Annotated in this window: 28 protein-coding genes; 10 read left to right on the top strand and 18 right to left on the bottom strand. The window is 73.5% G+C overall.

The genetic code is table 11. The features are described 5' to 3' along the window. Positions 1–2: 2 nt before the first annotated feature. A complete protein-coding gene (locus tag BUB17_RS00075) occupies positions 3–1,178 on the top strand; it encodes a 4-hydroxybenzoate 3-monooxygenase (RefSeq protein WP_072911401.1) in 1,176 nt (391 codons plus the stop codon). A 527-nt stretch (positions 1,179–1,705) separates the two neighbouring features. Here the strand turns inward: BUB17_RS00075 and BUB17_RS00080 are convergent. Then, complete coding sequence (locus tag BUB17_RS00080) at positions 1,706–1,939, bottom strand: dodecin family protein (RefSeq protein ID WP_012948692.1); 234 nt, start codon at positions 1,937–1,939, stop codon at positions 1,706–1,708. Between the two features lie 176 nt (positions 1,940–2,115). Then, the gene (locus BUB17_RS00085) at positions 2,116–2,727 is read right to left on the bottom strand and encodes a transposase (protein ID WP_083605850.1); all 612 of its coding nucleotides are present in this window, start codon (positions 2,725–2,727) and stop codon (positions 2,116–2,118) included. A 597-nt stretch (positions 2,728–3,324) separates the two neighbouring features. On the opposite strand from BUB17_RS00085, the gene BUB17_RS00090 reads away from it, so the two are divergent. Further along, positions 3,325–4,026, top strand: coding sequence for an acetate uptake transporter (locus BUB17_RS00090; RefSeq protein WP_244276781.1), 702 nt, complete (start codon positions 3,325–3,327; stop codon positions 4,024–4,026). Between the two features lie 83 nt (positions 4,027–4,109). On the opposite strand, the gene BUB17_RS00095 is transcribed toward BUB17_RS00090, so the two are convergent. The 6 genes from BUB17_RS00095 to BUB17_RS00115 form a co-directional block, all read right to left on the bottom strand. Then, complete coding sequence (locus tag BUB17_RS00095) at positions 4,110–4,391, bottom strand: DUF7455 domain-containing protein (RefSeq protein ID WP_244276783.1); 282 nt, start codon at positions 4,389–4,391, stop codon at positions 4,110–4,112. A 151-nt stretch (positions 4,392–4,542) separates the two neighbouring features. Next, complete coding sequence (locus BUB17_RS00100) at positions 4,543–4,725, bottom strand: hypothetical protein (RefSeq protein ID WP_072911406.1); 183 nt, start codon at positions 4,723–4,725, stop codon at positions 4,543–4,545. 40 nt (positions 4,726–4,765) lie between these two features. Beyond that, positions 4,766–4,990: a hypothetical protein gene (locus BUB17_RS25805; RefSeq protein ID WP_141242835.1), complete on the bottom strand. Its 225-nt coding sequence runs from the start codon at positions 4,988–4,990 to the stop codon at positions 4,766–4,768. A 541-nt stretch (positions 4,991–5,531) separates the two neighbouring features. Continuing rightward, entirely contained in the window at positions 5,532–6,200 is a 669-nt protein-coding gene (locus BUB17_RS00105; protein WP_072911410.1) for a CBS domain-containing protein, read from the bottom strand. A 208-nt stretch (positions 6,201–6,408) separates the two neighbouring features. Then, complete coding sequence (locus tag BUB17_RS00110) at positions 6,409–7,629, bottom strand: PP2C family protein-serine/threonine phosphatase (protein WP_072911412.1); 1,221 nt, start codon at positions 7,627–7,629, stop codon at positions 6,409–6,411. A gap of 118 nt (positions 7,630–7,747) precedes the next feature. Beyond that, on the bottom strand, positions 7,748–8,128 hold the full coding sequence (locus BUB17_RS00115; RefSeq protein WP_072911415.1) for a hypothetical protein: 381 nt from the start codon (positions 8,126–8,128) through the stop codon (positions 7,748–7,750). Between the two features lie 54 nt (positions 8,129–8,182). Between BUB17_RS00115 and BUB17_RS28115 the strand changes: the two genes are divergently transcribed. Further along, entirely contained in the window at positions 8,183–8,311 is a 129-nt protein-coding gene (locus BUB17_RS28115; RefSeq protein WP_280173833.1) for a hypothetical protein, read from the top strand. A gap of 18 nt (positions 8,312–8,329) precedes the next feature. On the opposite strand, the gene BUB17_RS00120 is transcribed toward BUB17_RS28115, so the two are convergent. After that, entirely contained in the window at positions 8,330–8,677 is a 348-nt protein-coding gene (locus tag BUB17_RS00120; protein WP_244276785.1) for a hypothetical protein, read from the bottom strand. Between the two features lie 114 nt (positions 8,678–8,791). Further along, complete coding sequence (locus BUB17_RS00125) at positions 8,792–9,085, bottom strand: flagellar FlbD family protein (protein WP_072911420.1); 294 nt, start codon at positions 9,083–9,085, stop codon at positions 8,792–8,794. 144 nt (positions 9,086–9,229) lie between these two features. On the opposite strand from BUB17_RS00125, the gene BUB17_RS00130 reads away from it, so the two are divergent. Both BUB17_RS00130 and BUB17_RS00135 read left to right on the top strand, forming a co-directional pair. Further along, on the top strand, positions 9,230–9,760 hold the full coding sequence (locus BUB17_RS00130; RefSeq protein ID WP_175561227.1) for a class I SAM-dependent methyltransferase: 531 nt from the start codon (positions 9,230–9,232) through the stop codon (positions 9,758–9,760). Positions 9,761–9,890: 130 nt separating this feature from the next. Further along, positions 9,891–10,589: a response regulator transcription factor gene (locus tag BUB17_RS00135; protein WP_072911425.1), complete on the top strand. Its 699-nt coding sequence runs from the start codon at positions 9,891–9,893 to the stop codon at positions 10,587–10,589. Between the two features lie 211 nt (positions 10,590–10,800). Here BUB17_RS00135 and BUB17_RS00140 read toward each other — a convergent pair whose 3' ends face one another. The 6 genes from BUB17_RS00140 to BUB17_RS00160 all read right to left on the bottom strand — a co-directional run bounded on the left by BUB17_RS00140 (position 10,801) and on the right by BUB17_RS00160 (position 15,295). Further along, complete coding sequence (locus BUB17_RS00140) at positions 10,801–11,463, bottom strand: PleD family two-component system response regulator (protein ID WP_072911428.1); 663 nt, start codon at positions 11,461–11,463, stop codon at positions 10,801–10,803. A 277-nt stretch (positions 11,464–11,740) separates the two neighbouring features. Beyond that, the gene (locus BUB17_RS00145) at positions 11,741–12,967 is read right to left on the bottom strand and encodes a PAS domain-containing sensor histidine kinase (protein ID WP_072911429.1); all 1,227 of its coding nucleotides are present in this window, start codon (positions 12,965–12,967) and stop codon (positions 11,741–11,743) included. After that, entirely contained in the window at positions 12,964–13,131 is a 168-nt protein-coding gene (locus BUB17_RS26470) for a hypothetical protein (protein ID WP_175561228.1), read from the bottom strand. Before BUB17_RS26470 ends, BUB17_RS00145 begins: the two co-directional genes overlap by 4 nt. Before the next feature lie 218 nt (positions 13,132–13,349). Continuing rightward, positions 13,350–14,018, bottom strand: a complete 669-nt coding sequence (locus tag BUB17_RS00150) for a DUF3618 domain-containing protein (protein ID WP_072911432.1) — start codon at positions 14,016–14,018, stop codon at positions 13,350–13,352. Between the two features lie 40 nt (positions 14,019–14,058). Then, complete coding sequence (locus BUB17_RS00155) at positions 14,059–14,586, bottom strand: phage holin family protein (RefSeq protein ID WP_141242836.1); 528 nt, start codon at positions 14,584–14,586, stop codon at positions 14,059–14,061. A 4-nt stretch (positions 14,587–14,590) separates the two neighbouring features. Then, positions 14,591–15,295: a hypothetical protein gene (locus tag BUB17_RS00160; protein WP_244276787.1), complete on the bottom strand. Its 705-nt coding sequence runs from the start codon at positions 15,293–15,295 to the stop codon at positions 14,591–14,593. Positions 15,296–15,729: 434 nt separating this feature from the next. Here BUB17_RS00160 and BUB17_RS00165 point away from each other — a divergent pair, with 434 nt between their 5' ends. Continuing rightward, entirely contained in the window at positions 15,730–16,593 is an 864-nt protein-coding gene (locus BUB17_RS00165) for a siderophore-interacting protein (RefSeq protein ID WP_072911437.1), read from the top strand. Between the two features lie 174 nt (positions 16,594–16,767). Here the strand turns inward: BUB17_RS00165 and BUB17_RS00170 are convergent, their stop codons facing one another. Together BUB17_RS00170 and BUB17_RS00175 are read right to left on the bottom strand one after the other, a co-directional pair. Continuing rightward, positions 16,768–16,929 carry a neutral zinc metallopeptidase gene (locus BUB17_RS00170; RefSeq protein ID WP_083605855.1) on the bottom strand — a complete coding sequence of 54 codons (162 nt, stop codon included), beginning with the start codon at positions 16,927–16,929 and terminating at the stop codon, positions 16,768–16,770. Between the two features lie 69 nt (positions 16,930–16,998). After that, complete coding sequence (locus BUB17_RS00175; protein ID WP_072911439.1) at positions 16,999–17,856, bottom strand: formate/nitrite transporter family protein; 858 nt, start codon at positions 17,854–17,856, stop codon at positions 16,999–17,001. 141 nt (positions 17,857–17,997) lie between these two features. On the opposite strand from BUB17_RS00175, the gene BUB17_RS00180 reads away from it, so the two are divergent. The 4 genes from BUB17_RS00180 (at position 17,998) to BUB17_RS00195 (ending at position 21,264) form a co-directional block, all read left to right on the top strand. Next, the gene (locus BUB17_RS00180) at positions 17,998–18,408 is read left to right on the top strand and encodes a hypothetical protein (RefSeq protein WP_072911442.1); all 411 of its coding nucleotides are present in this window, start codon (positions 17,998–18,000) and stop codon (positions 18,406–18,408) included. A gap of 88 nt (positions 18,409–18,496) precedes the next feature. After that, positions 18,497–19,741: a glutathionylspermidine synthase family protein gene (locus BUB17_RS00185; protein WP_072911444.1), complete on the top strand. Its 1,245-nt coding sequence runs from the start codon at positions 18,497–18,499 to the stop codon at positions 19,739–19,741. Positions 19,742–19,939: 198 nt separating this feature from the next. Further along, positions 19,940–20,245 (top strand): nitroreductase/quinone reductase family protein, encoded by a 306-nt coding sequence (locus BUB17_RS27560; protein ID WP_244276789.1) that lies wholly within the window; start codon positions 19,940–19,942, stop codon positions 20,243–20,245. Between the two features lie 59 nt (positions 20,246–20,304). Then, entirely contained in the window at positions 20,305–21,264 is a 960-nt protein-coding gene (locus BUB17_RS00195; RefSeq protein WP_141242837.1) for an ABC transporter substrate-binding protein, read from the top strand. Positions 21,265–21,313 lie beyond the last annotated feature (49 nt).

Consider the following 21,313-nt stretch of genomic DNA (forward strand, 5'->3'; position numbering starts at 1 on the left):
CCATGCGTACGCAGGTCGGGATCGTCGGGGCCGGTCCGGCGGGGTTGTTGCTGTCGCATCTGCTGCACCTGCGGGGGGTCGAGTCGGTGGTGATCGACCTCCAGACCCGTGAGTCGATCGAGCAGACGATCAAGGCGGGGATCCTGGAGCAGGGCACGGTCGACCTGCTGCGCCAGACCGGGGTAGGGGACCGGATGATGCGCGACGGATTCGTCCACCACGGGATCAACCTGGCCTTCTCCGGCGGTATCCACCGGATCAACATGTACGAGCTGACCGGCGGGCGGGCGGTGATGGTCTACGCCCAGCACGAGGTGCTCATCGACCTGATCGCCAAGCGACTCGCCGACGGCGCGGACCTCCGGTTCGGGGTCAGTGACACCGAGGTCGAGGGCCTGGCCACGGAGCAGCCGACCATCCGCTTCACCCACGGGAATGCCCGGCAGACGCTGGAATGCGACTTCGTCATCGGCGCGGACGGCTCCCGCACCTCCACCCGGTTCCTCATCCCAGAGGGCAAGGTCCGCACCGACTTCTTCCGCCAGTACCCCTTCGCCTGGTTCGGGATCCTGGCCGAGGCGCCGCCTTCGTCGGATGAGCTGATCTACGCCCACTCCGAGCGCGGGTTCGTGCTCATCTCGACACGCTCGCCCAAAGTGCAGCGGATGTACTTCCAATGCGACCCGGCCACCAACGTCGACGACTGGTCGGACGACCGGATCTGGGAGGAGTTCCAGGCTCGTCTCGCCCCCTCCGGGGCGACCGTGCAGACCGGCCCGATCTTCCGGAAGGACGTGCTGCAGTTCCGCAGCTTCGTCTGCGAGCCGATGCAGTACGGGCGACTGTTCTTGGCCGGCGATGCGGCGCACACCGTGCCGCCGACGGGAGCGAAGGGCATGAACCTGGCTGTCGCGGACGTGCACGTGCTCGATCGGGCGCTCGGGGCCTACTACGACAGCAACGACATCGGCCTGCTGGAGTCCTACAGCCGGACGGCGCTGCAACGGGTGTGGCGCGGCCAGTGGTTCTCCTTCTGGATGACCTCCATGTTGCACCGCTTCTCCGACGCCACCGACTTCGATCTACGCCGCCAATTGGCCGAGCTCGAGCTGGTCACCAGCTCCCCCACGGCGGCAAAGAACCTCGCGGAGAGCTACGTCGGACTGCCCCTCACCTAGCGGGTGGAGTCCGAAGCAGTGGAGCGGCTGCGCCGACCTGACGACCTCGTGCCTGGTCGGCGACCCCGGTCGTTGACCCGGTCAGGGCGGGTTGCGATCACCCGGCGAGCACGTCAGGGGTGACCCCGTGGCGCAGTTGCACCAGGGTCACCAGCACCGGTCGACGAACACCAACCGGTCCCGGAGCCCGGCGCCGACCGCCCGCTGGCGTGGTCGACCGGCCAGCCGCGCATCCAGGTGCGCCCGCCAGTGCGGCCCCGGCTCGTCCGACGAGCTCAGCCAGGACCTCCTGGGACAGTCCGGTCACCCGGCGATCGGCGACAGCGGCGGCACGGGCCGGCGTCCTGACACACCCGACCGCGCTGCGTTCCCCGCGAGCAAGCCTTGCCGCTGACCATGCACGAAGTCGCTGAAGAGGCACGACGGGCTCACACCAGGTGGGGCAGGCCGACTGGCACGCTCAGCCGCTTCGTGCCACCACCTGGCATCAGCCGACGGTCCTCTCGATCGGCTGCCAGCGGGGGGATCTACCGCTCTACGACGAAGGCGATCTTGCAGTGCACCTTGTACAGGGAGAGGTTGCCGTTCTCGTCGACGTCGGCGTTGCTGCCGATCACCTCGACGCCGCGGATCCCGCGCACCGTCTGCGCCGCTGCCTGTACGGCATTGCGTACGGCGTCGCTGAAAGAATTCGGCGAACTGCCCACGATCTCGCTGATGCGGACGACAGCTCCCGGGACGTGGTCCTGCTTCTCTGACATGTCTCCTCCTGAAGCCACCGGCGCTACTCCGCACCGTGGACAAGGTCGAAGCTGTTCCCGCACTGGACCATCTCAGACTCCCTCGTCGAGCGCCATGCCACGAAGCCGAGACGGTCGATGATCGCGACGGTGTCGTTGGCCGGGGGCAGCACGTAGGGCACCCCGGCCTGCCCGCATCACACGCGCAGCCGCTTGGCGCACCCCTGGACCGCATCGGCGGCTCGCCACCTGGCCGGCACGCCAGCAGTAAGCGCCCGGGTCGGCATGCGGCGGACCAACGTGGGTCTGGTGGCGAGAGCCGACCACAGCGCCATGCCGGCGGCGCGGTCGCGGTCGTCGGTCCAGGCCCGCGGCAGGTAGAGCTCTCGGTCCATCAGCGCCCGAGCGGCGCCAGCGCAGGCAAGGAGGAAGACGCCGATCTGGCATTTGTCGGTCTCGCTGGTGCTGCCGGTGTGCTGCCGGGCCTCTCCAGCCCAGCCGGCGCTCTTCTTGATGCACTCGGTCTCATCCACGATGCGCACTGCGCTCGGGTGGAGCCGCCCGAGCACATGACCGCGCAACTGGTCACGGACCGCATCGGCGTTCCAGTCCGCGGTGCGCAGCAGCCGCTGCACCACGTCCGGGGACACCGTGCAGGCCGCCTCGGCCAGTGACCAGCCGTTTCGGCGCTTCAGCTGGCCAGCTCCTGCGCCGACGACCGCGACGGCGCTGAGAAGACCGGGGCTGCGGAGCCACGGGGCCGCGCCGGCGCCACAAGCCGCTGCAGCAGGACTGGCCAGAGGCATCATGCCGGGTATCGACGAGGCAGCTGCGGCACGGCAGCCCTGAACGTGTCCGGCCAGTCACATCGACCTGTCGAAGACGCCCCAGGCCTCGGCTGAAGTGGCTGCCGATGGCGCGTCAGCAAGCGCCTGCCGGTGATCCAGCGACTCCGGCGGCCGGAGCAGGACGGTTGCGTCGTCGTCCGTTGCGCCGTGGGACCCGGACGACCGGGTGACGAGCGCCACGAGCACTGCGGCGATGCCGGTGACTGCGACCCTGGCGACCGGAGCGAGCCGGCCCGACTTCCGGTCGGCGCGGCCGGGACACGCCGGAGTCGTCTTGACGGCTCGATGTGGCCCACACCACTGTCGTACGGGGAGGCGGAGCCGACGCGAGCGGCACCCAGAGCCGGGTGGACCGACCGACGCAGTGAGACGAACGGGTACCGGCCCGCCGCCGCACGGCTCGGGAGAAGCCACCGCACCTCAGCCCGGACCCGGATGGTGGCCACGGCGGTCGTGGATCCGCGGACCACAGACGTCTCCTCCCGCTGTGCGGGAACCACCCAGGACGCACGGGCCGGCCTGCACCGCTCCCAGCGTCGATCAGGAGGGGGTCTTGCAGTGGCAGTCAACGCAACGACCAGCACCGGTACGCAGACCGCGGGAGGGGACAGCGAGTTCCTCGCCGATCTGAGCGACCCGACCGCCGGCCGGGTGGCCATGGCCAGGGAGCTCGCCTCGGAGAACGTACGGATGATCGCCGACCCCGCGCCGCTCGGTCTCGGCTGCTTCGCGCTGACGACGTTCCTGTTGAGCCTGTTCAACGCAGGTCTGTTGCCGGCCGCCGGTGAGCCGATCGTCTTCGGCGTCGCGCTCGCCTACGGGGGCGCGATCCAGGTGCTGGCCGGCATGTGGGAGTTCCGCAAGGGCAACGTCTTCGGCGCGACCGCCTTCAGCTCCTACGGCGCCTTCTGGCTGTCGTTCTGGGCGTTCGTCACCTTCTACGCGGCCGACATCCCTGATGCCGGTGACCGGGCGACCGTGGTCGGCTGGTACCTCATCGGCTGGGGCATCTTCACGGTGATCATGTGGGTCGCCTCCTTGCGCACCACCGCGGTGCTGGCCCTGCTCTTCACGCTCCTCGCTGCGACGTTCTTCCTGCTCGGAGTCGGGGATGTGGCGCAGAACGACGCCGTGGTCACGGCGGGCGGCTATCTGGGCCTCGTGACCGCTGCCGTCGCCTGGTACGCGTGCCTGGCGGGAGTCAGTGCGTCGACCTTCGGACGCACGGTCCTGCCCAACCCGCCGCTGTACAAGCTGTGACTGCTCCGGCGGACCCCTGACAGACGGCCCGCCGGTGGTTGCAGTCCGGCCGCGCCAGCGTCGCGGTGCACCGACCTGGCCGGTCAGGACACCTCGACGCTGAGCTCGCTGCTCTGGTCGCGGATGATCGCACCGGCAGCGGCGAGCGCCGCCTCCTGCTCCCGGCCGTGGTGGGCACAGAAGACCAGGTCGTTGCCGCTGGGCAGCGCGGCGCGCACGAAGCCCTGCGCGCCGCAGGCGCCACGGCCGGTCCGGCCGTTCGGGCCGCCCACGACAGCGGGTGCGTCGCAGCGGTCGGTGAGCGTCAGGGGGGCGGCCGTGGGCGCCGCGTACGCGATGCTCCTGTCCAGGGTGGCAGTGGACACCTGGTTCCTCCAGTGGGGTCTCGATGCGTTCAGGTCACCGGTGGCTCGTGACGTGCGGACCACGTCGTCGGGGACGAACGATGACCGTCGACCGGCAATCAGGGCTCCTGCGGTCACGCCGCCGATGAGCCGCTGACTCGCGGCGCGTGTCTCAATCGGATTCCTTTTCGACCACCCTGACGTGGGCCGGTGCTCCACCCTTCGCTCCACTGTCGAACGAGTGCAGAGCGGCGCGCAGGACCGAGAGTCCGAGCGTGGAGTGCACGGCGGACAGCCGGGTGTCTTCCAGCTCCCGTTTCAGTCGCATGAGATCGTGCGTCAGCAATTTCTTCACCTTTCCTCGTGTCACGTGCTGTGGTTCCTGTCGAGGTCCTTCACCAGGTCGGCGGCGGATCACTGGCAGGAAAGGACTGCATTCCCCACTCGTCGACGTCGTCGATGGGCGTTCTCGTCGCTCTCGCCTTCCTGAGCGGCCCGGGGAGGAGGTCGCCGACATCCGGTCGGGCACGGGTGAGGATCTCGGCAGGAGATGTCCGCAGTTCTGCCGGCGCGACCTGGCGCAGATCAGCCTCTGGCGTGCGGGACAGGGTGAGGGGCATGCTGTTCTCTCCATCTACTCGGGTTCCCATTCAGCATGCGCCCGGGGTGCCTCGTTCTCCACGGCGTCGTCCGGTCGATCGGGTGCGGGTCTGGTTGCCGACGACCGGCAACGTGGGATGGACGTGGGTCCGGGAGAGCCGCCTTCGACGAGGGTGTCCGCCCCATCGGCACCGTGACTGATGTCGCGCAGGGCTCCTGTGGTTCGGCCGTTCGCTGCGGCTTCGTGAGCACCACCGCGGCGCGGTGCCGCCTGTCGTCGTGCGCCAGCCGGGTCGGCCTCGCGGTGGACGGCGCGGTCGAAGCCGCATTGCCGACAGCCGGAGATCTCCAGCGCGAGGTGATCGGCGCGGTCGCCCCGGTCGCCCCGGTCGCAGAAGTCGCCGACCGGTGCCCGCATCGCGGTCACCGCAGCCCGTCCGGGAGCGTTCAGCGTGCCGGGTCAGCCGTGCCGGTGAGGCACCTCACGCGTCATCGAGCCCGGTCCGCCGGCCGCTCGGCAGCACCCCGGCCCGGACCGACCGAGCGACGGCCCGGTCGCCACTACCCGTGGGCGGGCTGTGACGGGCCCCCGCCCGGCGTCTGGGCGTCCCCGATCGGCCGGACGTGCACCCCCACCACCCCGCCGACCGTCCGGCCGAGCGCCGCGAGCGCCCGCTGCTCGACCTCGGCCGTCGGCTCGGGGACGCCACGGGTGCGCCGGATCGTGGCCATGCCGTCGGTGACCGTGACCTCCCACGAGTCGAGCGCGCCGGTGTAGCCCTCCACCAGGTGCAGCAGGTCGCGCTGGATCTCCTCGTCCGGGCGGACCAGCGCCCGCAGCACGTCACGACGGCTGACGATGCCCACCAGCCGGCCGCGGTCGAGCACGGGCACGCTGCGCAGGCGCTCGTCGACGAAGACCCGCGCGATGTCGGCGACGTCGGCCGTGGCCTCGACCGATCGGACCTCGCGCGTCATCACCCCGTGCACCGACAGGGACGGAGGCGGTGCCGGCGGCTGCCCGTCCCGGCGCAGGTGCAGCCGGGGGTCCGGCGGCATCCGGTCCCGGAGGACGTCGGCCTCGGCGACGATGCCGACGAGCCGGTCGTCCTCGTCGACGACCGGCAGTGCGGCGAAGCCGCGCTCGGCCATGATCTCCGCTGCGTACTTCGCGGAGGTGTCCGGTCCGACGGTGACGACCTCGCGGGTCATGACGTCCCTGGCCTGCACGACTCCTCCTCCACGGCGGTCCCGAGCCGGACGCCGGACGGCGGGCCGGCGGTCCCTCGTGGTCGGTCGGCGCACCCGGAGGGGACCTCCGTCCATCCTGCCCGGTCAGGGGACGAGAGTGCCTGCGGGGCGGGACGTCGCGAGGTGGGACGTCGCGAGGTGGACGGCCGGCCCGGTTCCCCGACGACCGGTCGACGGGTGTCCCCGGTCAGTCCGATCCGGGCAGCGTGCGGCGTTCCCCGCCGGTGAGCCACTCGAGGACCACGATGCTGGCGTCGTCCTGCAACTGGTCGGCCTGGTGGGTGAGGACGTGCCGCATCAGGCGCCGGACCATCTCCGGCGCCGGTTCGCCGGCGGAGACGGCGGCGCTGATGAAGTCGGCCAGCCGCTGCTCACCGAAGAACTCCCCGGCGGGAGAGCGGGCCTCGGTGATGCCGTCGGTGTACAGCAGCAGGCGGTCGCCGGGCTCCAGGCGGGTCTCGCAGCACTCCGGCTTGCCGTCCTGCAGGCCCAGCGGGCGGGCCGGGGGACAGTGCGGTGGCTGCACCAGGGACGAACCGCGCAGGATGAGCGGCGCGGGGTGGCCGGCGTTGATCCACCGCAGCCGGCCGGTGTCGATGTCGAGGCGGGCGAGCACGGCGGTGGCGAATCGGCTGCCGCCGAGCTGGCCGGCGATGGCCGCGTCGACCTCGGCGGCGGTGTCGGGAAGGTCGAGCCGGTTGCGGCGGGCGTGCCGGTAGGCGCTGATCGCCACGCTTGCCAGCACGGCGGCCGGGAGGCCGTGGCCGACGGAGTCGATGACCATCAGGTCGGCGGTGCTGCCGTTGACCGCGTAGTCGAAGGAGTCCCCACCGATGTCGTAGGCCGGCTCGAGCCCACCGGTGATGACCACCCGGTCGGTGCCGAAGGTCAGCGGCGGCAGCAGCTGCCACTGCATCTCCGCGGCCAGCGACAGGGTTTTCCGACGGCGCAGCCGGGCGAACACGTCGGTGTAGGCGTCCCGCACCACGACCAGCTCGGCCACGAGGGTGGCGAACACCAGCAGGGCGTCGAGCTCCTCCGCGGTGGGCTCCGCGGGCAGGAGCAGCTCCGCGAGACCCAGGCGCTCCACGCCGTCGAGCAGCGGCACCCACAGCCGGTGGCCGTGCTGGACGGCGCTGCCGACCACCTCGACCCGGCGGAAGGCCCGCCCGGCGAGGGTGCCCTCGATGGACAGCTCCTGACGCTCCGGCACGCCGGTGCCGGGCACCGGCACCAGGGTGACCTGCTCGTAGTCGGCCAGGTAGAGCACCGTCTCCCGGACGCCGATCCGCGCGGCGCAGTCGGCCACGACCACGGGCAGGTCGTCGGGCGCCAGCAGGTGGCACGCGTGCAGCAGCGACCTCAGCGCATCGGCCAGGGGGTCCGTCTCCGCTGCTCGGCTCGGCATCCCGCGGGACGCTATCCCACCGGGGTCCGGCGCGTCTGCGCGCTGGTTCGGCGTCGGCCGGGGGTGGCCGTCAGGCGGGCCGGACCGGACCCGCATGCGCGACCCCGGGCCGTGCGGGTCAGGAGGCGTCGAACCAGGTGACCCGGTCCGGGTCCGCGTGGAACGGGTTGGCCCACTCCGACGGCGTGCCGGTGATCGGCTGGGCGTCGGTCACGACGACGAACGGTCTGCCCGGGTAGACGGCGAGCACCCGCGTCGACGACGTCAGCGTCTCGGTGCGCTCGATGAGTTCGCCGCGGCGCAGCTGCTGCGTCGTCCGCTGCCCGCGCAGCTCCTCCCGGACCTCGGCGACCCACTGAGCGCCGTCCTGGGGGAAGGCGATCGCCCGGACGCGCTGCCCGCGGGGAGCGGGCTCGCACCCGGCGAACTCCGCGAGGGCCTCGTAGAGCCGCTCTGCCTGCTCGTCGTCGCTCGCCCGCGGGAGGAAGAAGGCCACCATGCCCGCATCCTCGCCGCCGGCACCGACGACTCCTGGGTGGTGGTGGCCACACCGGTGGCGGCAGTGCGAACGTGCCTGCCGGTCGACGCCGGGGGCCTGTTCACCTCGATCGTGCAGATCGTCCTCGTGCCGGTGCCGGTGCCGGTGCCGGTGCCGGTGCTGGTGCTGGTGCGGGAGCGCTGACGCCGGCGCCCGGATCGGTCAGCTCGCGTGCGACGACCGCTGCTCGGTGCGGTGCGTCCGGTTGTGGACCCACAGCACGAGGCAGCGCAGGGCGGCGTAGCCCTCGGCGGAGGCGTAGCCCTGCTCGAAGCGCGCGGCCTCGATCAGTTCGTCGCTGTCGACGCTCCCTCCGGTGGCGAACCGGTCCAGCACCTCCCCGGACAGCGACGGGCTGCGGAACAGCCGCGCGATGCCGAGCGCCACCGAGTCGGACACGGTGAGGCTGAACGGCGGGTGCTTCAGCGCCGCCCGGCGGTCGAGCAGCCGGGCGACCTCGCTGTAGACCTGTACGTCCGTGGCGGGCATCCCGCGGGCGGCGAGCTTCAACGACGTCTCCTCGCTGGTCCGGTGTCCTTCGGGGAAGTGCATCGGCCGCTGCCGGCCGGTGTTGACCCGGGACGGGTGCGCCCCTCTCTTCGGGGGAGACGACGGCCGGTGCCGTCAGGGCAGCCGGATGGGCACCACGGGCGCCGGCGCGTGCGCCCGCGGCGGGGTGCCGGAGCCGCCGAGGCCCTGCGGATCGGGGTCCTCACCGCGGTCGAGCACGTAGCAGGCCGCGATCACGCCGGCGCGGTCCTCGACGATCCGCCCGATGACCTGGTCGACCGTCTCGCGGACGCAGTAGGAGCTGCCGTCGGTGGTGACGACGACGGTGTCGTGCCCGCCCTCGAGCCGTTCGATGTGGTCGGGGTCCAGGCGGCAGCGCTCGCCGGTGCGACGGGTCAGACCGATCATGGCGGTCCTCCTGCTGGGCGGGGCAGCGGGCCCCGGGGGCTCCCTCGGGGCTGAGGTGCTGGTTGCGTCGGCGCCGGCCCGGCGGGGGTTGAGCCCAGGCCGGTCGACCCGCCCCGTCGGGGTGAGGGCCCTACCGTGGGCGCCGTGGCTGCCTCGGCGCGACTCACCTGGGCCGCCGGTGTGGTGGCACCGCGGCCCGGCGAGCGGGTGCTGGAGGTGGGCTGCGGCCACGGCGTCCTCGTGGCCCTGCTCGCCGAGCGTGCGGGCGCGGTCGTCGGCGTCGACCGCTCGCCGACCATGGTCACCGCGGCCGGCCGCCGCAACCGCGCGGCGGTCGAGGCCGGCCGGGTCCGGGTGCAGGCGGCGGCCCTGCACGAGGCCGATCTCGGCCCGCACCCCTTCGACGCCGTCGTGTCGTTCAACGTGCGGGCCCTCTCCGACCCCGGCCAGGAGGAGACCTGGGACGTCGTCTCCCGGGTCCTCGCGCCCGCGGGCCGCGTGGTCGTGGCCTTCTCGGTGATGACGCCGGGAGTCGAGGACGACGTCGTCGCGACCGTCGCCCGGCTGGGCGGCGCCCGCGGGCTCGCCGTCGCCGCGGTGCACCGGGGGGAGACGGCGCCGTTCCCGTCCGCTGCGGTCGAGCTGCGCCGTCCCGCCGCCGCGGACCGCGGCTGACCTGCTCCTCCGTCCGGGTGAGGCCGGCACACCGCGCTCAAGACGGCTCGGGCCACCGCCGATGCCCCGGTCAGGTGACGCGCGGCCGCTGCGGTCGGCGTCGGTTCCACACGCAGGAGGAGGAGACGTCGTGCCCGAGCAGTCCGTGCTCGTCGTCGAGGACACCGAGGAGATCAGGGAGCTGGTCTGCACGGTCCTGCGCCGGGCGGGGATGGACGTCCGCGCGGTCGCCTCCGGCTCCGAGGCGCTGGCCGAGGTCCGTCGAGCCGCGCCCGACGTCGTCGTCCTCGACCTGGGCCTCCCGGACGCCGACGGCACCGAGGTGTGCCGGCAGATCCGCGTCGAGAGCGAGTGCTACGTCCTCATGCTCACCGCGCGCGCCGAGGAGGTCGACCTGCTCATCGGGCTGGCCGTCGGCGCCGACGGGTACATGGCCAAGCCGTTCTCGCCGCGCGAGCTGGTCGCCCGGGTGCAGGCCCTGCTGCGCCGCCCGCGCACCCCCGCCCCGGGCCCCGCGCCGGTCGAGGAGTCGGTGCTGCGCCTCGCCGAGCTGGAGGTGGACGAGGACAGCCGCGAGGTGCGGGTGGACGGCGCCGTCGTCGACCTCACCCGCACCGAGTTCGACCTGCTCGCCGCGCTGGCCTCCCGCCCCGGCCGGGTGCTGCAGCGGGAGACGCTGCTGCGCGAGGTCTGGCGGACCGACTGGGAGGGCAGCCTCCGCCTGGTCGAGGCGCACATGTCCAACCTGCGCCGCAAACTGCAGGCCGCGGGGCTCTCGTCGCCGTCGATCCGCACCGTGCGGGGCGTCGGTTACCGCCTGGTGGCCTGACCAGGGACCCGTCCTCCCCACCCCTCGGAGGCGGACCCCGTCCTCCCCAGCCCACGGTGAGAAGGACCCCGTCCCCCTCACCGTGGAAGGACCTCGTCCTCACCCTTCGCGGGCTCAGGGTGGGACCCGGGACGAGGCCTGCGGCGAGCCTCTGGACGGGGCCGCCCTGGGCGGGGCCGGTGGGACCCCTGCAGGGGGCCGCGGTGGTTCGTCAGCAGCCGGCGACGGTGCGCAGCTCGACCACCAGCTCGTGCGCGAGGACCCCGCGCCGGGCGTCCCGCGCGATGGCCCGGCAGACCGCGGCGACCTCCGGGTGGCCGAGCTGGGCGCTGGTGCCGGCCAGCGTGGCCGAGGCCCGGGCGAGGGCCACGGCGTCCCCGCTGCGGGCGCCGTCGGCGATGGCGGTGAGCCGGTCGGGCAGCGCGGCGGCGTAGCGCCGCTGCAGGCGGTCCGTGAGCTCGGCGTCGACGTCGTCGACCGGCCGGTGCCCGGCGTCAGGTGCCTGCCGACCGGGCGCCCGGCGGTCCAGCAGGTCCACCAGCAGGGTGACGCCGACGGACCTGGGCAGGCAGGCCAGGGCGCCGGCTTCGAGCACGGCGGCCCGGGCCTGCGGGTCGGTGTCGTCCGTCACGGCGAGCAGGTGGGCGCGGCAGCCGACCAGCCGCAGGCGGCGCAGCAGGGCGGGCGCCTCGCCCACCGGACCGGCCAGGTCGGCGACCACCAGGTCCAGGTCCAGACGATGGGCCAGGCCGAGGGCGTCGCGGCTTCCGGCGGCTTCCCGCACGTCCCACCCGGTGACCCGCAGCAGGCCGGCGAGCGGCGCGCCGCCGGCTGCGTCGGCGCCGACGACGAGGGCCTTCGGGAGGGCGCTCACGACTGGTCCTCCTCATCGGCCGGCCGCCGGGTGGAGAGCAGCTCTGACCCGCGACGGCAACGACCCTGACCGCCCGGCCGCAGCCTCCCCGCCCGCCGACCGCAAGAAGTGCGCAAGACGAAGGACCCCCTTACCCCCCGCCGTGGAAGGACCCCGTCCTCCTCACCCCTCGGAGAAGGACCCCGTCCTCCCCACCCCTCGCAAGCTCGGGGCGGGACCCGAGACGGGGTCGGAGCCTCGGGACGGGGCCTGCGGCGGGACCCGGCAAGGGGGCCGGTCAGCGGGGCAGGGTGAGGGTGAACGTGGTGCCCTGACCCTCGATGCTGCTGACCTCGAGGGTGCCGTCGTGCGCGGCCGCGATGGCCCGGGTGATGGCCAGGCCCAGCCCGACGCCGGGCACCGCGTGCCGCCGGGCGGTCGAGGCGCGGAAGAAGCGGGCGAACAGCTGCGCCTGCTCGCCGGCGGGGATCCCGATGCCGGTGTCGCCGACCGCGAGCCGGGCCACGGGCACCGCGCCGTCCTGCGGGGCGTCGACGACCGCGCCGTCCGGCCGGCGCCAGGCCGCCCGCAGCGCCAGGGTGACCCGGCCGCCGGCCGGCGTGAACTTGACCGCATTGGAGACCAGGTTGTCGCAGGCCTGCCCGAGCCGGACGGCGTCACCGTGCACCACGAGGCCGCCGTCGGGCACGTCGACCGAGACCTCGACGCCGGACGAGCCCGCGGTCACCCGCACCGTCTCCTCGGCGGCGCGGACGACGGCGGCCAGGTCGACGTCCCCGGGTTGCAGGCTGAACCGGCCGGCGTCCACCTGCGCGGTGAACAGCAGGTCCCCGACCAGGCGCAGCAGCCGCTGGGCGTTGCGCTCGACGGTGCCCAGGTACCGGCGGAGCTCCTCGCCCAGCTCAGGGTCGTCGAGGACGAGCTCCAGGTAGCCCAGGATCGAGGTCAGCGGGGTCCGCAGCTCGTGGCTGATCAGGCTCACGAACTGGTCCTTCGCGCGCTCGGTCGCCCGTGCCTCGGTCACGTCGGTGCCCACGAAGTTCCAGCCGGCGTGCACGCCGCGGTCGTCGGTGCGCGGGGTCACCGTCACCGACACGGTGAGCTCGGTGCCGTCCGCGGCGACGCAGGTCCAGTCCCGGACGTCGCTGCCCTGCTCCTGCGCGGTGCCGACCAGCGCGGCGAGCCCGCCGCCGGCCTCCTCGAGCTCCTCGGGCAGGTGGAAGTCGGTGATCGACCGGCGGCGGACGACGTCGGCGCGGGGCAGGCCCAGCATCCGTTCGGCGCCGGGGTTCCACACGCGGACGACGCCGTCGACGTCGGTGCCGATGATCGACTGCTCGGTGACCGCGTCGATGACGCTGGTCATCGTCCGCGCCCGCGCCTGCAGCATCCGGGTGGCGACCTCCAGCTCGCCGTCCCGGTGCTGCATCCGGGCGCGCAGCGCGGCGTTCTCCGCGCGCAGCCGGGTCAGTTCCTCGGCCGGCGCGGGTTCGAGGACGGTCACGGGGTCGCTCCGGCGAAGAGCTCGTGCACCCGGGCGACCAGCCCGGCGACGGAGCAGGGCTCGGCCGGGTGGGCGTCCGCGCCGGCCCCGCGGACGGCCGGACCCGCCAGTGCCCGGATGTCGTCCTCGGCGGCGACCAGGACGCGCGGCGCTGCGGTCGGCACGAGTCGGCTCCCTCGCTCGGGCGGTGTCGTCCTGGTGGACGTCGGCGCCCTCCTGCCCGCGCTGCAGCCGGCCCGGCGCGGCCTCACCCCAACAGGGGACCGGACGCACGCGCGCCCCGCCGGGAGGACCCGGCGGGGCGCGGTGACCGACTGGAACGGCCGCCCTCCAGGGGCCCGCGCCGATCCTGCGAGGCGGGGGGAGGAGGGTGGTCCTTGCGTCAGCTGCCCGACTGGCTCTGCACCGTCTGACGGGACTGCTGGGCCTGGCCCTGGACGTCCTGCGCGGCGGACTGGCCCTCCTGCTTGACGGTCTGGGCGGCGTCCTGCGCGGTGGACTTGACCTCCTCGACGGCCTGCTGGGCGGCCGGCCGCAGCTGCTCGCCGACCTCCTGCGCGGCCTGCTTGGCCGGGGCGAGGAGCTCGTCCTTGTGCTCGCGAACCGTGGACTCGGCCTGCTGGGCCAGCTGGCGCTCCCGCTCCGAGGCCGGCAGCAGGCTGGAGACCAGCCAGCCGACGCCGAAGGCGATGAGGCCCGCGGCCAGCGGGTTGCCCTGGGCCTGCCGGACGATGGTGTCCGGGGCCTGTTGCACGGCGTGCGCGGCCTGCTGCGCGGCGCCCTGCACGGACTCGGCGGCGCCCTGCGCCCGGTCCTGGACGGTGCCCGCGACGTCCTGCGTCCGGTACTGGGCCGAGGCCCGGGTGTCCTGGGCGCTGCCCATGACCCGGTCCTTGACCCGGGAGACGCGGCCCTTGGCCGCGCTGACCCGGCGGTCCATGACGCGAGAGGGGTTCACCTTCTCGTTGAGGGCATCGACGTCGTAGCTCAGCTCGCGCTGGGTCTGCTCGATCTGCCGGCGGATGGCCTCGGGGTCGTTGCTCGTGGTCATGTTCTGTACTCCGATGTCTGAGAGGGCCGCAGGGCCGTGGTCAGTTGGGCTTCAGAGCGCTGGGGACGTCTGAGAGCGTGTCCACGGTGCGCTCGGGCTTGGGGTTCACCTGCTGCAGCTTCTTCTTGCCCATGGAGAAGGCGACGGCGCCGACGATGGCCCACAGGGCGGCCACGATGAGCGCGGCCAGGCCGGCGTCCATCACGTTCTCCAGCGCCCACCACAGGGCGTTGGAGAGGAAGAGCACCGTCAGGAACCCGGCGACCGCGGCCGCGGCCATCATGCCGGCGCCCTTGCCCGCCTTCTTGGCCTCGGCCTGGACCTCGGCCTTGGCGAGGGCGACCTCCTGGCGCATCAGCGTGGAGAGGTCCTTGGCCAGCTCGCCGAACAGCTGCCCGACCGAGGTGCCCTCGACGTCGGGACGGCCCTCCGTCGTGGACGGCGTGCCCAGGTTCCCGCTGTGCTCGCCGTAGGCCTCGTCCGGGCCGACGGCGTAGTTGCCCTGGCCGTACGGGTCCTGGCCCTGCGGTGAACCGACCGGCGTGGCGCCGGAGTAGGGAGAGCTCATCGGGTCAGACCCCCTGACCGGGACGGCGGGTCGGGTCGTCCCAGCCGGCCGGGGTGGTCGGCGGAACGGCGGCGCCCGCGGGCGGGACGGTGCCGTACGGCGGCGGCGGGACGGGCGTGCCCGTGGTCGCCGCGCCGGTGGTCTCGTAGGACGTCGTCTCGGCGTAGCCGGAGTAGGCCGGCGCCGGGTCGACGTAGTTGGTCTGCGTGTAGTCGGTCCGGTACTGCTGCTGCGAGCCCGTGGACGACGAGTTGTCGCTGTGCGCGGCCTTCACGCCGCTGGTGAGCCGGCCGGCGAGGACACCGGCGAGCGCGGCGCCGAGCAGGAAGGTGCCGGGCTTGCGGCGGGCGAAGGCGCGGACGTCGTCGAGCAGGTCGGCCGGCTCACGGCTCTGCAGCCGGTCGGCGAACTGCTCGACGTAGCTCGACGCCTGCTGGAGCAGGTCACGCGCCGGGCCGGGTGCGCCCTGGCTGCTGCCGTCGGCCAGGCCGCGCAGCTCCTGGGCCAGCGAGGACAGCCCGGTGGCGGCCTTCTGCTGCTGGGCCACGGTCTGCTGGCGCAGCTGCTGGCGCCCCTGGTGCAGCAGGTCCTGGGCCTGCCGCTGGGTCTCGTGGGCGACCTCCTTGGCCTGGTCGGCGGCGGTCGAGGCGACCTGGCTGCCGGCCTGGGCGGCGGTCTGGCCCACGTTGCGGGCCTCGTCCTTCGCCACGTCACTCGTGGACGGAGAGCCCGTCGACGTGGTGGTCGTGGTGGTCGTCGCGGTGGTCCCGCTGGTTGCGCTGGTCGCGCCCGTGCCGGTGGAGGGCGGCGGCGGGAACGGAGCGTCGATGGAGTGAGTCATCGTTCCTCCTCGGCAGATGTCATGGTCGGCGAGGCGATACCCGGCAAACGATCACCCACACATGGCGTGTCCGACGGCACTGACATCGGTGTGCGGACACGGCAGGGCCCCGGGGCGGCGTGCGGCCCGGCTGCGGAGGTCCGTGCTCGCACCGTCGCCGGGGCGGCGGGCGGCCGGCGGAGCCCTCCCGGCACCCCCGACCGGCGACGGTGCACCCCGGCTCCCTGCGGCGGTCCGCACTCCCGGGAGCGCGGACTAAGGTGAGGCTTGCCTATCAGTGCCTGACCCGAGGGAGCCCCGCCATGGCCGACAAGGCCCCGCGCCGCCCGCGCACGCCCCGGCTGGCCACCGTGCTGCGGACGTCGCGCCCGACCCCGCACCTGGTCCGGGTGGTGCTCGGCGGGGACGGTCTGGCCGGCTTCGCCCCCACGTTCGCCGACGCCTACGTCAAGCTGGTCCTCCCGCCGGCCGGCGCCCCGTACACCGCCCCGTTCGACATGGACGCCGTGCAGACCGAGCACCCGCGCGAGTGGTGGCCGTGCCTGCGCAGCTACACGGTGCGCGGCTGGGACCCCGTCGCCGGTGAGCTCGTCCTCGACGTCGTCGTCCACGGGGACGAGGGGCTGGCCGGGCCCTGGGCCCAGGCCGCCCGGCCCGGCGACCTGGTGCAGCTGCTCGGTCCGGGGGGCGCCTACGCGCCCAGCGGGGACGTCGACTGGCACCTGCTGGCCGGCGACGAGACCGCCCTGCCGGCGATCGCCGCCTCGCTCGAGCGGCTGCCCGCGCGAGCGGCGGCTCGGGTGTTCGTCGAGGTCGCCGACGCCGCCGAGGAGCAGCCGCTGCCGCTGGTGCCGGGTGTGGAGCTGACCTGGGTGCACCGCGCCGGGCTGCCGGGGAAGGCCCTCGTCGCCGCCGTCCGCGGCGCCGCACTGCCCGCCGGCTCGGTGCACGCCTTCGTGCACGGCGAGGCCGCGTTCGTGCGCGAGCTGCGCCGCTTCCTGCGGGTGGAGCGCTCGGTGCCCCGCGAGCAGCTCTCGGCGTCCGGCTACTGGCGGCTGGGCCGCACCGACGAGGGCTGGCGCGCCGAGAAGGCGGAGTGGAACGCCGCGGTCGAGGCCGACGAGCAGGCCGTCGACGTCGGAGCCCGAGCGTCCGCCACCCGGTGATCAGGTGAGCTGATCGAGCCGGCTCCTGGCTCACCACCGGTGCCGAGCCAGGCGGCGCGACGGTGATCCCAGCTGATCACCGCGAGCGGGCGGCGGCCTCCCCAGCCCCGTCAGGGGAAGCGCGGAGGACGGCGGTCGGCGAAGGCTCGCGCGTGGGGGCGGAGGGATTCCTGCTCACCCCAGGTCGTCGGTGGCGAACGTGTCGCACTGCGCGGGGTCACGGGTCTCGTGGCCTGTGCGGAACCACCGCTGGCGCTGCTCGGACGTGCCGTGGCTGAAGGCTGCACGCCCGACGGATCGAGGTCTGCTCGCTCGCTGCACCTCATCGGTGGGCACCCTCCCGGTTCCGTGGCACGACGGGACGGTGCCGTCCGCAGCAGCGGCGGTGCCCCTGCGCGGCTCAGGTCATGCGCGCTCGGCGGCCTCCCCGCCGGTCGGCGTCCGGCTGGGCTGCTCGGCCGGCTCGTCGCGCAGGAACAGGTACCAGTAGGAGGTCGCGACGAAGACGACCGCGCCGACGAGGTTGCCCGCGCCGGCGAGCAGCCAGTTGAGCAGCACGTCGCCCCAGCCGATCCCGGGGACGCCGGCCCAGATCGCCGCCGGCAGGAAGAACATGTTGGCCACGACGTGGTCGAAGCCCATGGCCACGAAGGCCATGATCGGGAAGAAGATCGCGAGGACCTTGCCGGACACCGATTGGGCGGCCAGCGACATCCACACCGCCAGGCAGACCAGCCAGTTGCAGCCCACCCCGCGGAGGAAGATCTGCCACGGCGACTCGTGCAGCCCCTTGGCCTCGGCGATCGAGGCCAGCCGGTCGTGGGTCAGCGCGGCGCTGCCGGAGGCCCCCGGCGCACCGATGACCCCGGTCTGCACGGCGAGGAAGTAGGCCACGAACAGGGCGCCGATCAGGTTGCCCACCAGGACGAGGGTGAGGTTCTTGGCCACGTCGCCCATGCTGATCCGGCCCTGCATCGCACCGAGCGGCACCAGCATCATGTTGCCGGTCGCCAGGTCGGACCCGGCGATGAGCACCAGGACCAGGCCCAGGGTGAAGGCGGCGCCCATGAAGAGCGTCGGCAGCGTCCCCCAGGTGGCGGGGTCCAGGCCGGAGGAGACGGTGATCGCGACGAGCGCACCGAAGGAGATGTAGGCCCCGGCGAGGAAGGCGCTGACCAGCACGCGGTCCCAGGTCCGGTGGGCCTTCTTGGCCCCGGTCTCACTGGCGACCTGGGCCATCTCGGGGGGTTGGCGGTCGGACATCAGCGCCTCCGCGCGGGAACGGACCTCAGAGGCCGAACCGTACGGCTCCGGCCCGGATCCGGCACCCGGGTGCGGTGGTATCCACCGTCGGACCGCAGCGATCTAGGGTCGGTGGACACCCCTGCGACACCGGGAGAGCACATGGCGGTCTCCAACCGCGTCCGCAGCGCCCTGACGACGACGGTGCTGGCGACCGCGGCCACCGGGTTCCTCGCCGCCTGCGGAACGGACGAGGAGGAGCAGGAGCAGGTCGCCTACTGCACCAACGAGGACGGCGAGATCGTCGACGACGACTACTGCGACGACGGCTACCGCGGCCCCGGCGCGGGGCTGTTCTTCCTGTACCTCGGCGGCTTCCGCCCCGGCCTCCCGGTCGGCACCGTCCTCCCCGGCGGGGGCACCCGCATCAACCCCACCGACACGGCTGCCCGCCAGCGTGCCGGCCTGCCGTCGACCGGCAAGGTCACCGGGGGCACGCGGGTCACCGGCGGCATCGGCTCCGGCGTGGGCGGCCGCACCGGCACCGGCTCCGGCGTCGGCGCGGGCAGCTGAAGAAGGACCCCGTCCTCCCCACCCTTCGCAGGCTCAGGGCGGGACCCGGGACGGGGCCGCTGGATCCGGGCGAGGAGAGGACTGGAGAGTGAGGCGCGTCGAGGCGGGGGTGGTCCGCCCGGGCTGGGAGGCCGAGATCGAGGCCCAGGGCCTGGTCTACAACCGCACGGAACTGCCCGGCGGCGAGATGCGCAGCTACTGGCGCGAGGGGCCGTTCTACGACTTCACGATGGCCGAGGTGCAGCGGCTGGAGGGCTGGGTCGCGCAGCTGTTCCAGATGTGCGTGGCCGCCGGTGACCACGTCGTCGAGCACGACCTGTTCGACCGGATGGGCATCCCGCCGATCGCCCGCCCGGAGATCCGCCGCACCTGGGAGACCGAGCCGCCGAGCGTCTACGGCCGCTTCGACCTGCGCTACGACGGCCAGGGCCCGCCGAAGCTGCTGGAGTTCAACGCCGACACCCCGACCGGTCTGGTCGAGTCCGCCGTCACCCAGTGGAACTGGCACCTGTTCACCGGTCAGGGCGCCGACCAGTGGAACGCCCTGCACGACAGGCTCGTCGCCGCCTGGCAGCGCAACCTCCTGCGCTGGGAGCGGCGCACGGGCGTCCGCCCGCGGGTGCACCTGGCCTGGACGGCGGAGGAGCGCTCGGGCGAGGACCGGATGACCGTGGCGTACCTGATGGACACCGTCGTGCAGGCCGGCTACGAGGCCATCGAGCTGGTCGTGGAGGACATCGCGCTCGACGACGGGGACGGCCGTTTCTACGACCAGCAGGGCCGCCACCTCGACGTCGTCTTCAAGCTCTACCCGTGGGAGTGGCTGATCGAGGACGAGTTCGGCGCCGCCGTCCTCGCCGACGCCGCCCGTCCGGGCGGGACCACCTGGGTGGAGCCGGCCTACAAGATGCTGTGGAGCACCAAGGCGCTGCTGCCGGTGCTGTGGCAGCTCTTCGGCAGCGACCCGGCGCTCTCCCCGCTGCTGCTGCCGGCCTACTTCACCGACGAGATGCCCTCGTCCTGGCAGACGTTCGTGCGCAAGCCGCTGTGGGGCCGGGAGGGCGCCAACGTGCAGATCGTCCGCGACGGGCAGGTCGCGGTGGAGATGCCCGGCCGGTACGGCACCGAGGGCTGGATCGTGCAGGAGTTCGCGCCCCTGCCGGACTTCGCCGGCGTCGACGGCCCGCACCACCCGGTGCTCGGGGCCTGGGTGGTCGACGGCGAGCCGGCCGGCCTGGGCATCCGGGAGAGCGACGGGCTGGTCACCGACAACCTGAGCTTCTTCGTGCCGCACACCGTCGACTTCACGGCTCCGCAGGCCGGCCGCCGGTAGCCGACCTACGGTCAGCGGCATGCCGTTGGAGGGTGAGTACGAGCCGAGTCCCGAGGCCAGGGTGCGCGAGCAGTAGAAGGACCCCCTGCCCCCCGCGACTCGCGAGCTCGCCGCGGGACCCTGCAGGGGGCCGACACGCTGCGCGACACCGGGATCCCGATCGCGGTCTTCTGGACCCGCGGTGCGCGGACCGGGAAGGTGCGCAAGAACGGCTTGATGCGGGTCGAGCACGAGGGCGCCTACGCGATGGTCGGCTCGCAGGGCGGCGCTCCCAAGGACCCGGCGTGGGTGGCCAACCTCCGTCGGCACCCCGACCAGGTGACCGTGCAGGACGGGTCCGAGCCGTGGGACGGCGTGGCCCGCGAGGTGACCGGCGAGGAGAGGCGGCAGTGGTGGGAGCGGGCCGTCGAGGTCTGTCCCGAGTACGAGCGGTACCAGCAGCGCACCGACCGGGAGATCCCGGTGTTCGTCGTCGAGCGGGCCGACCCGGTCAGCCCGGCATAGGCAAGGCTGCCCTAAGTTCCTCTCGGAGTCGGAGATGCCGGCTCCGGGAGGAGGCGGCGGTGCGGACGACGTGCGGAACGCTGGCGGTGGCGTCAGCGCTGCTGCTGACCGGCTGCGGGGCGGCGGACGGGGGGACGACGGCGTCGACGGGGACGTCCGCCGCAGACGAGGTGCGCACGGTCGAGCACGCCGCGGGCAGCACGGAGATCACCGGCAGCCCGGAGCGGGTCGTCGTCCTCGACACCGGTGAGCTCGACGCGGTGCTCGCGCTGGGCGTCACCCCGGTCGGCGCCGTGCGCACCGGGGTCAGCGACGAGCTGCCGGCCTACATCGAGGACGCCGGGGTCGACCCGGCCGAGATCGCGAACGTCGGCACGATCGCCGAGCCGGCCCTCGAACAGATCGCCGCGCTGGAGCCCGACCTCATCCTGTCCAACGCCGTCCGGCACGCCGAGATCTACGACGAGCTCTCGGCGATCGCACCGACCGTCTACGCCGAGGCGATCGGGGAGACGTGGGAGGACAACCTGCGGCTGGCCGGTGAGGCGCTCGGCCGGTCGAGCGAGGCCGAGGAGCTGCTCGCCGGGTACCAGGAGCGCGCCGCCGAGGTGGGCGCCCGCTACGGCGACCCGGCGGCGACCGAGGTCAGCGTGGTGCGCTTCCTCGACGGCTCGGCGGTCCGGCTCTACGGGGAGGGCTCCTTCATCGGCGACGTCCTGGCTGACGTCGGCTTCGCCCGGCCCGAGCTGCAGCGCACGGCCGAGACCTTCGTCGAGGTGAGCCCGGAGCAGATCGGCCGGGCCGACGGCGACCTCGTCTTCTCCGCCTCCTACGGCGAGGAGGGAGCGACCGCCGCGGGCGAGATCACCGCCGGCGGGCTGTGGCAGGGGCTCTCCGCGGTCCAGCAGGGCCGCGCGTTCGAGGTGAGCGACGACCGCTGGTTCCTGGCGATCGGCCCGCTCGGCGCCGGGCTGGTGCTCGACGACCTGGAGCGGTTCGCGCAGCAGCTGGAGAGCTGAGCCGGGGTCCGCCGGGGAGCCGCCGCGCGACGAGCAGCGAGCGACCGTG

It is taken from the genome of Geodermatophilus obscurus, assembly GCF_900143215.1.
GTDB classification, from domain to species: Bacteria; Actinomycetota; Actinomycetes; order Mycobacteriales; family Geodermatophilaceae; genus Geodermatophilus; species Geodermatophilus obscurus_A.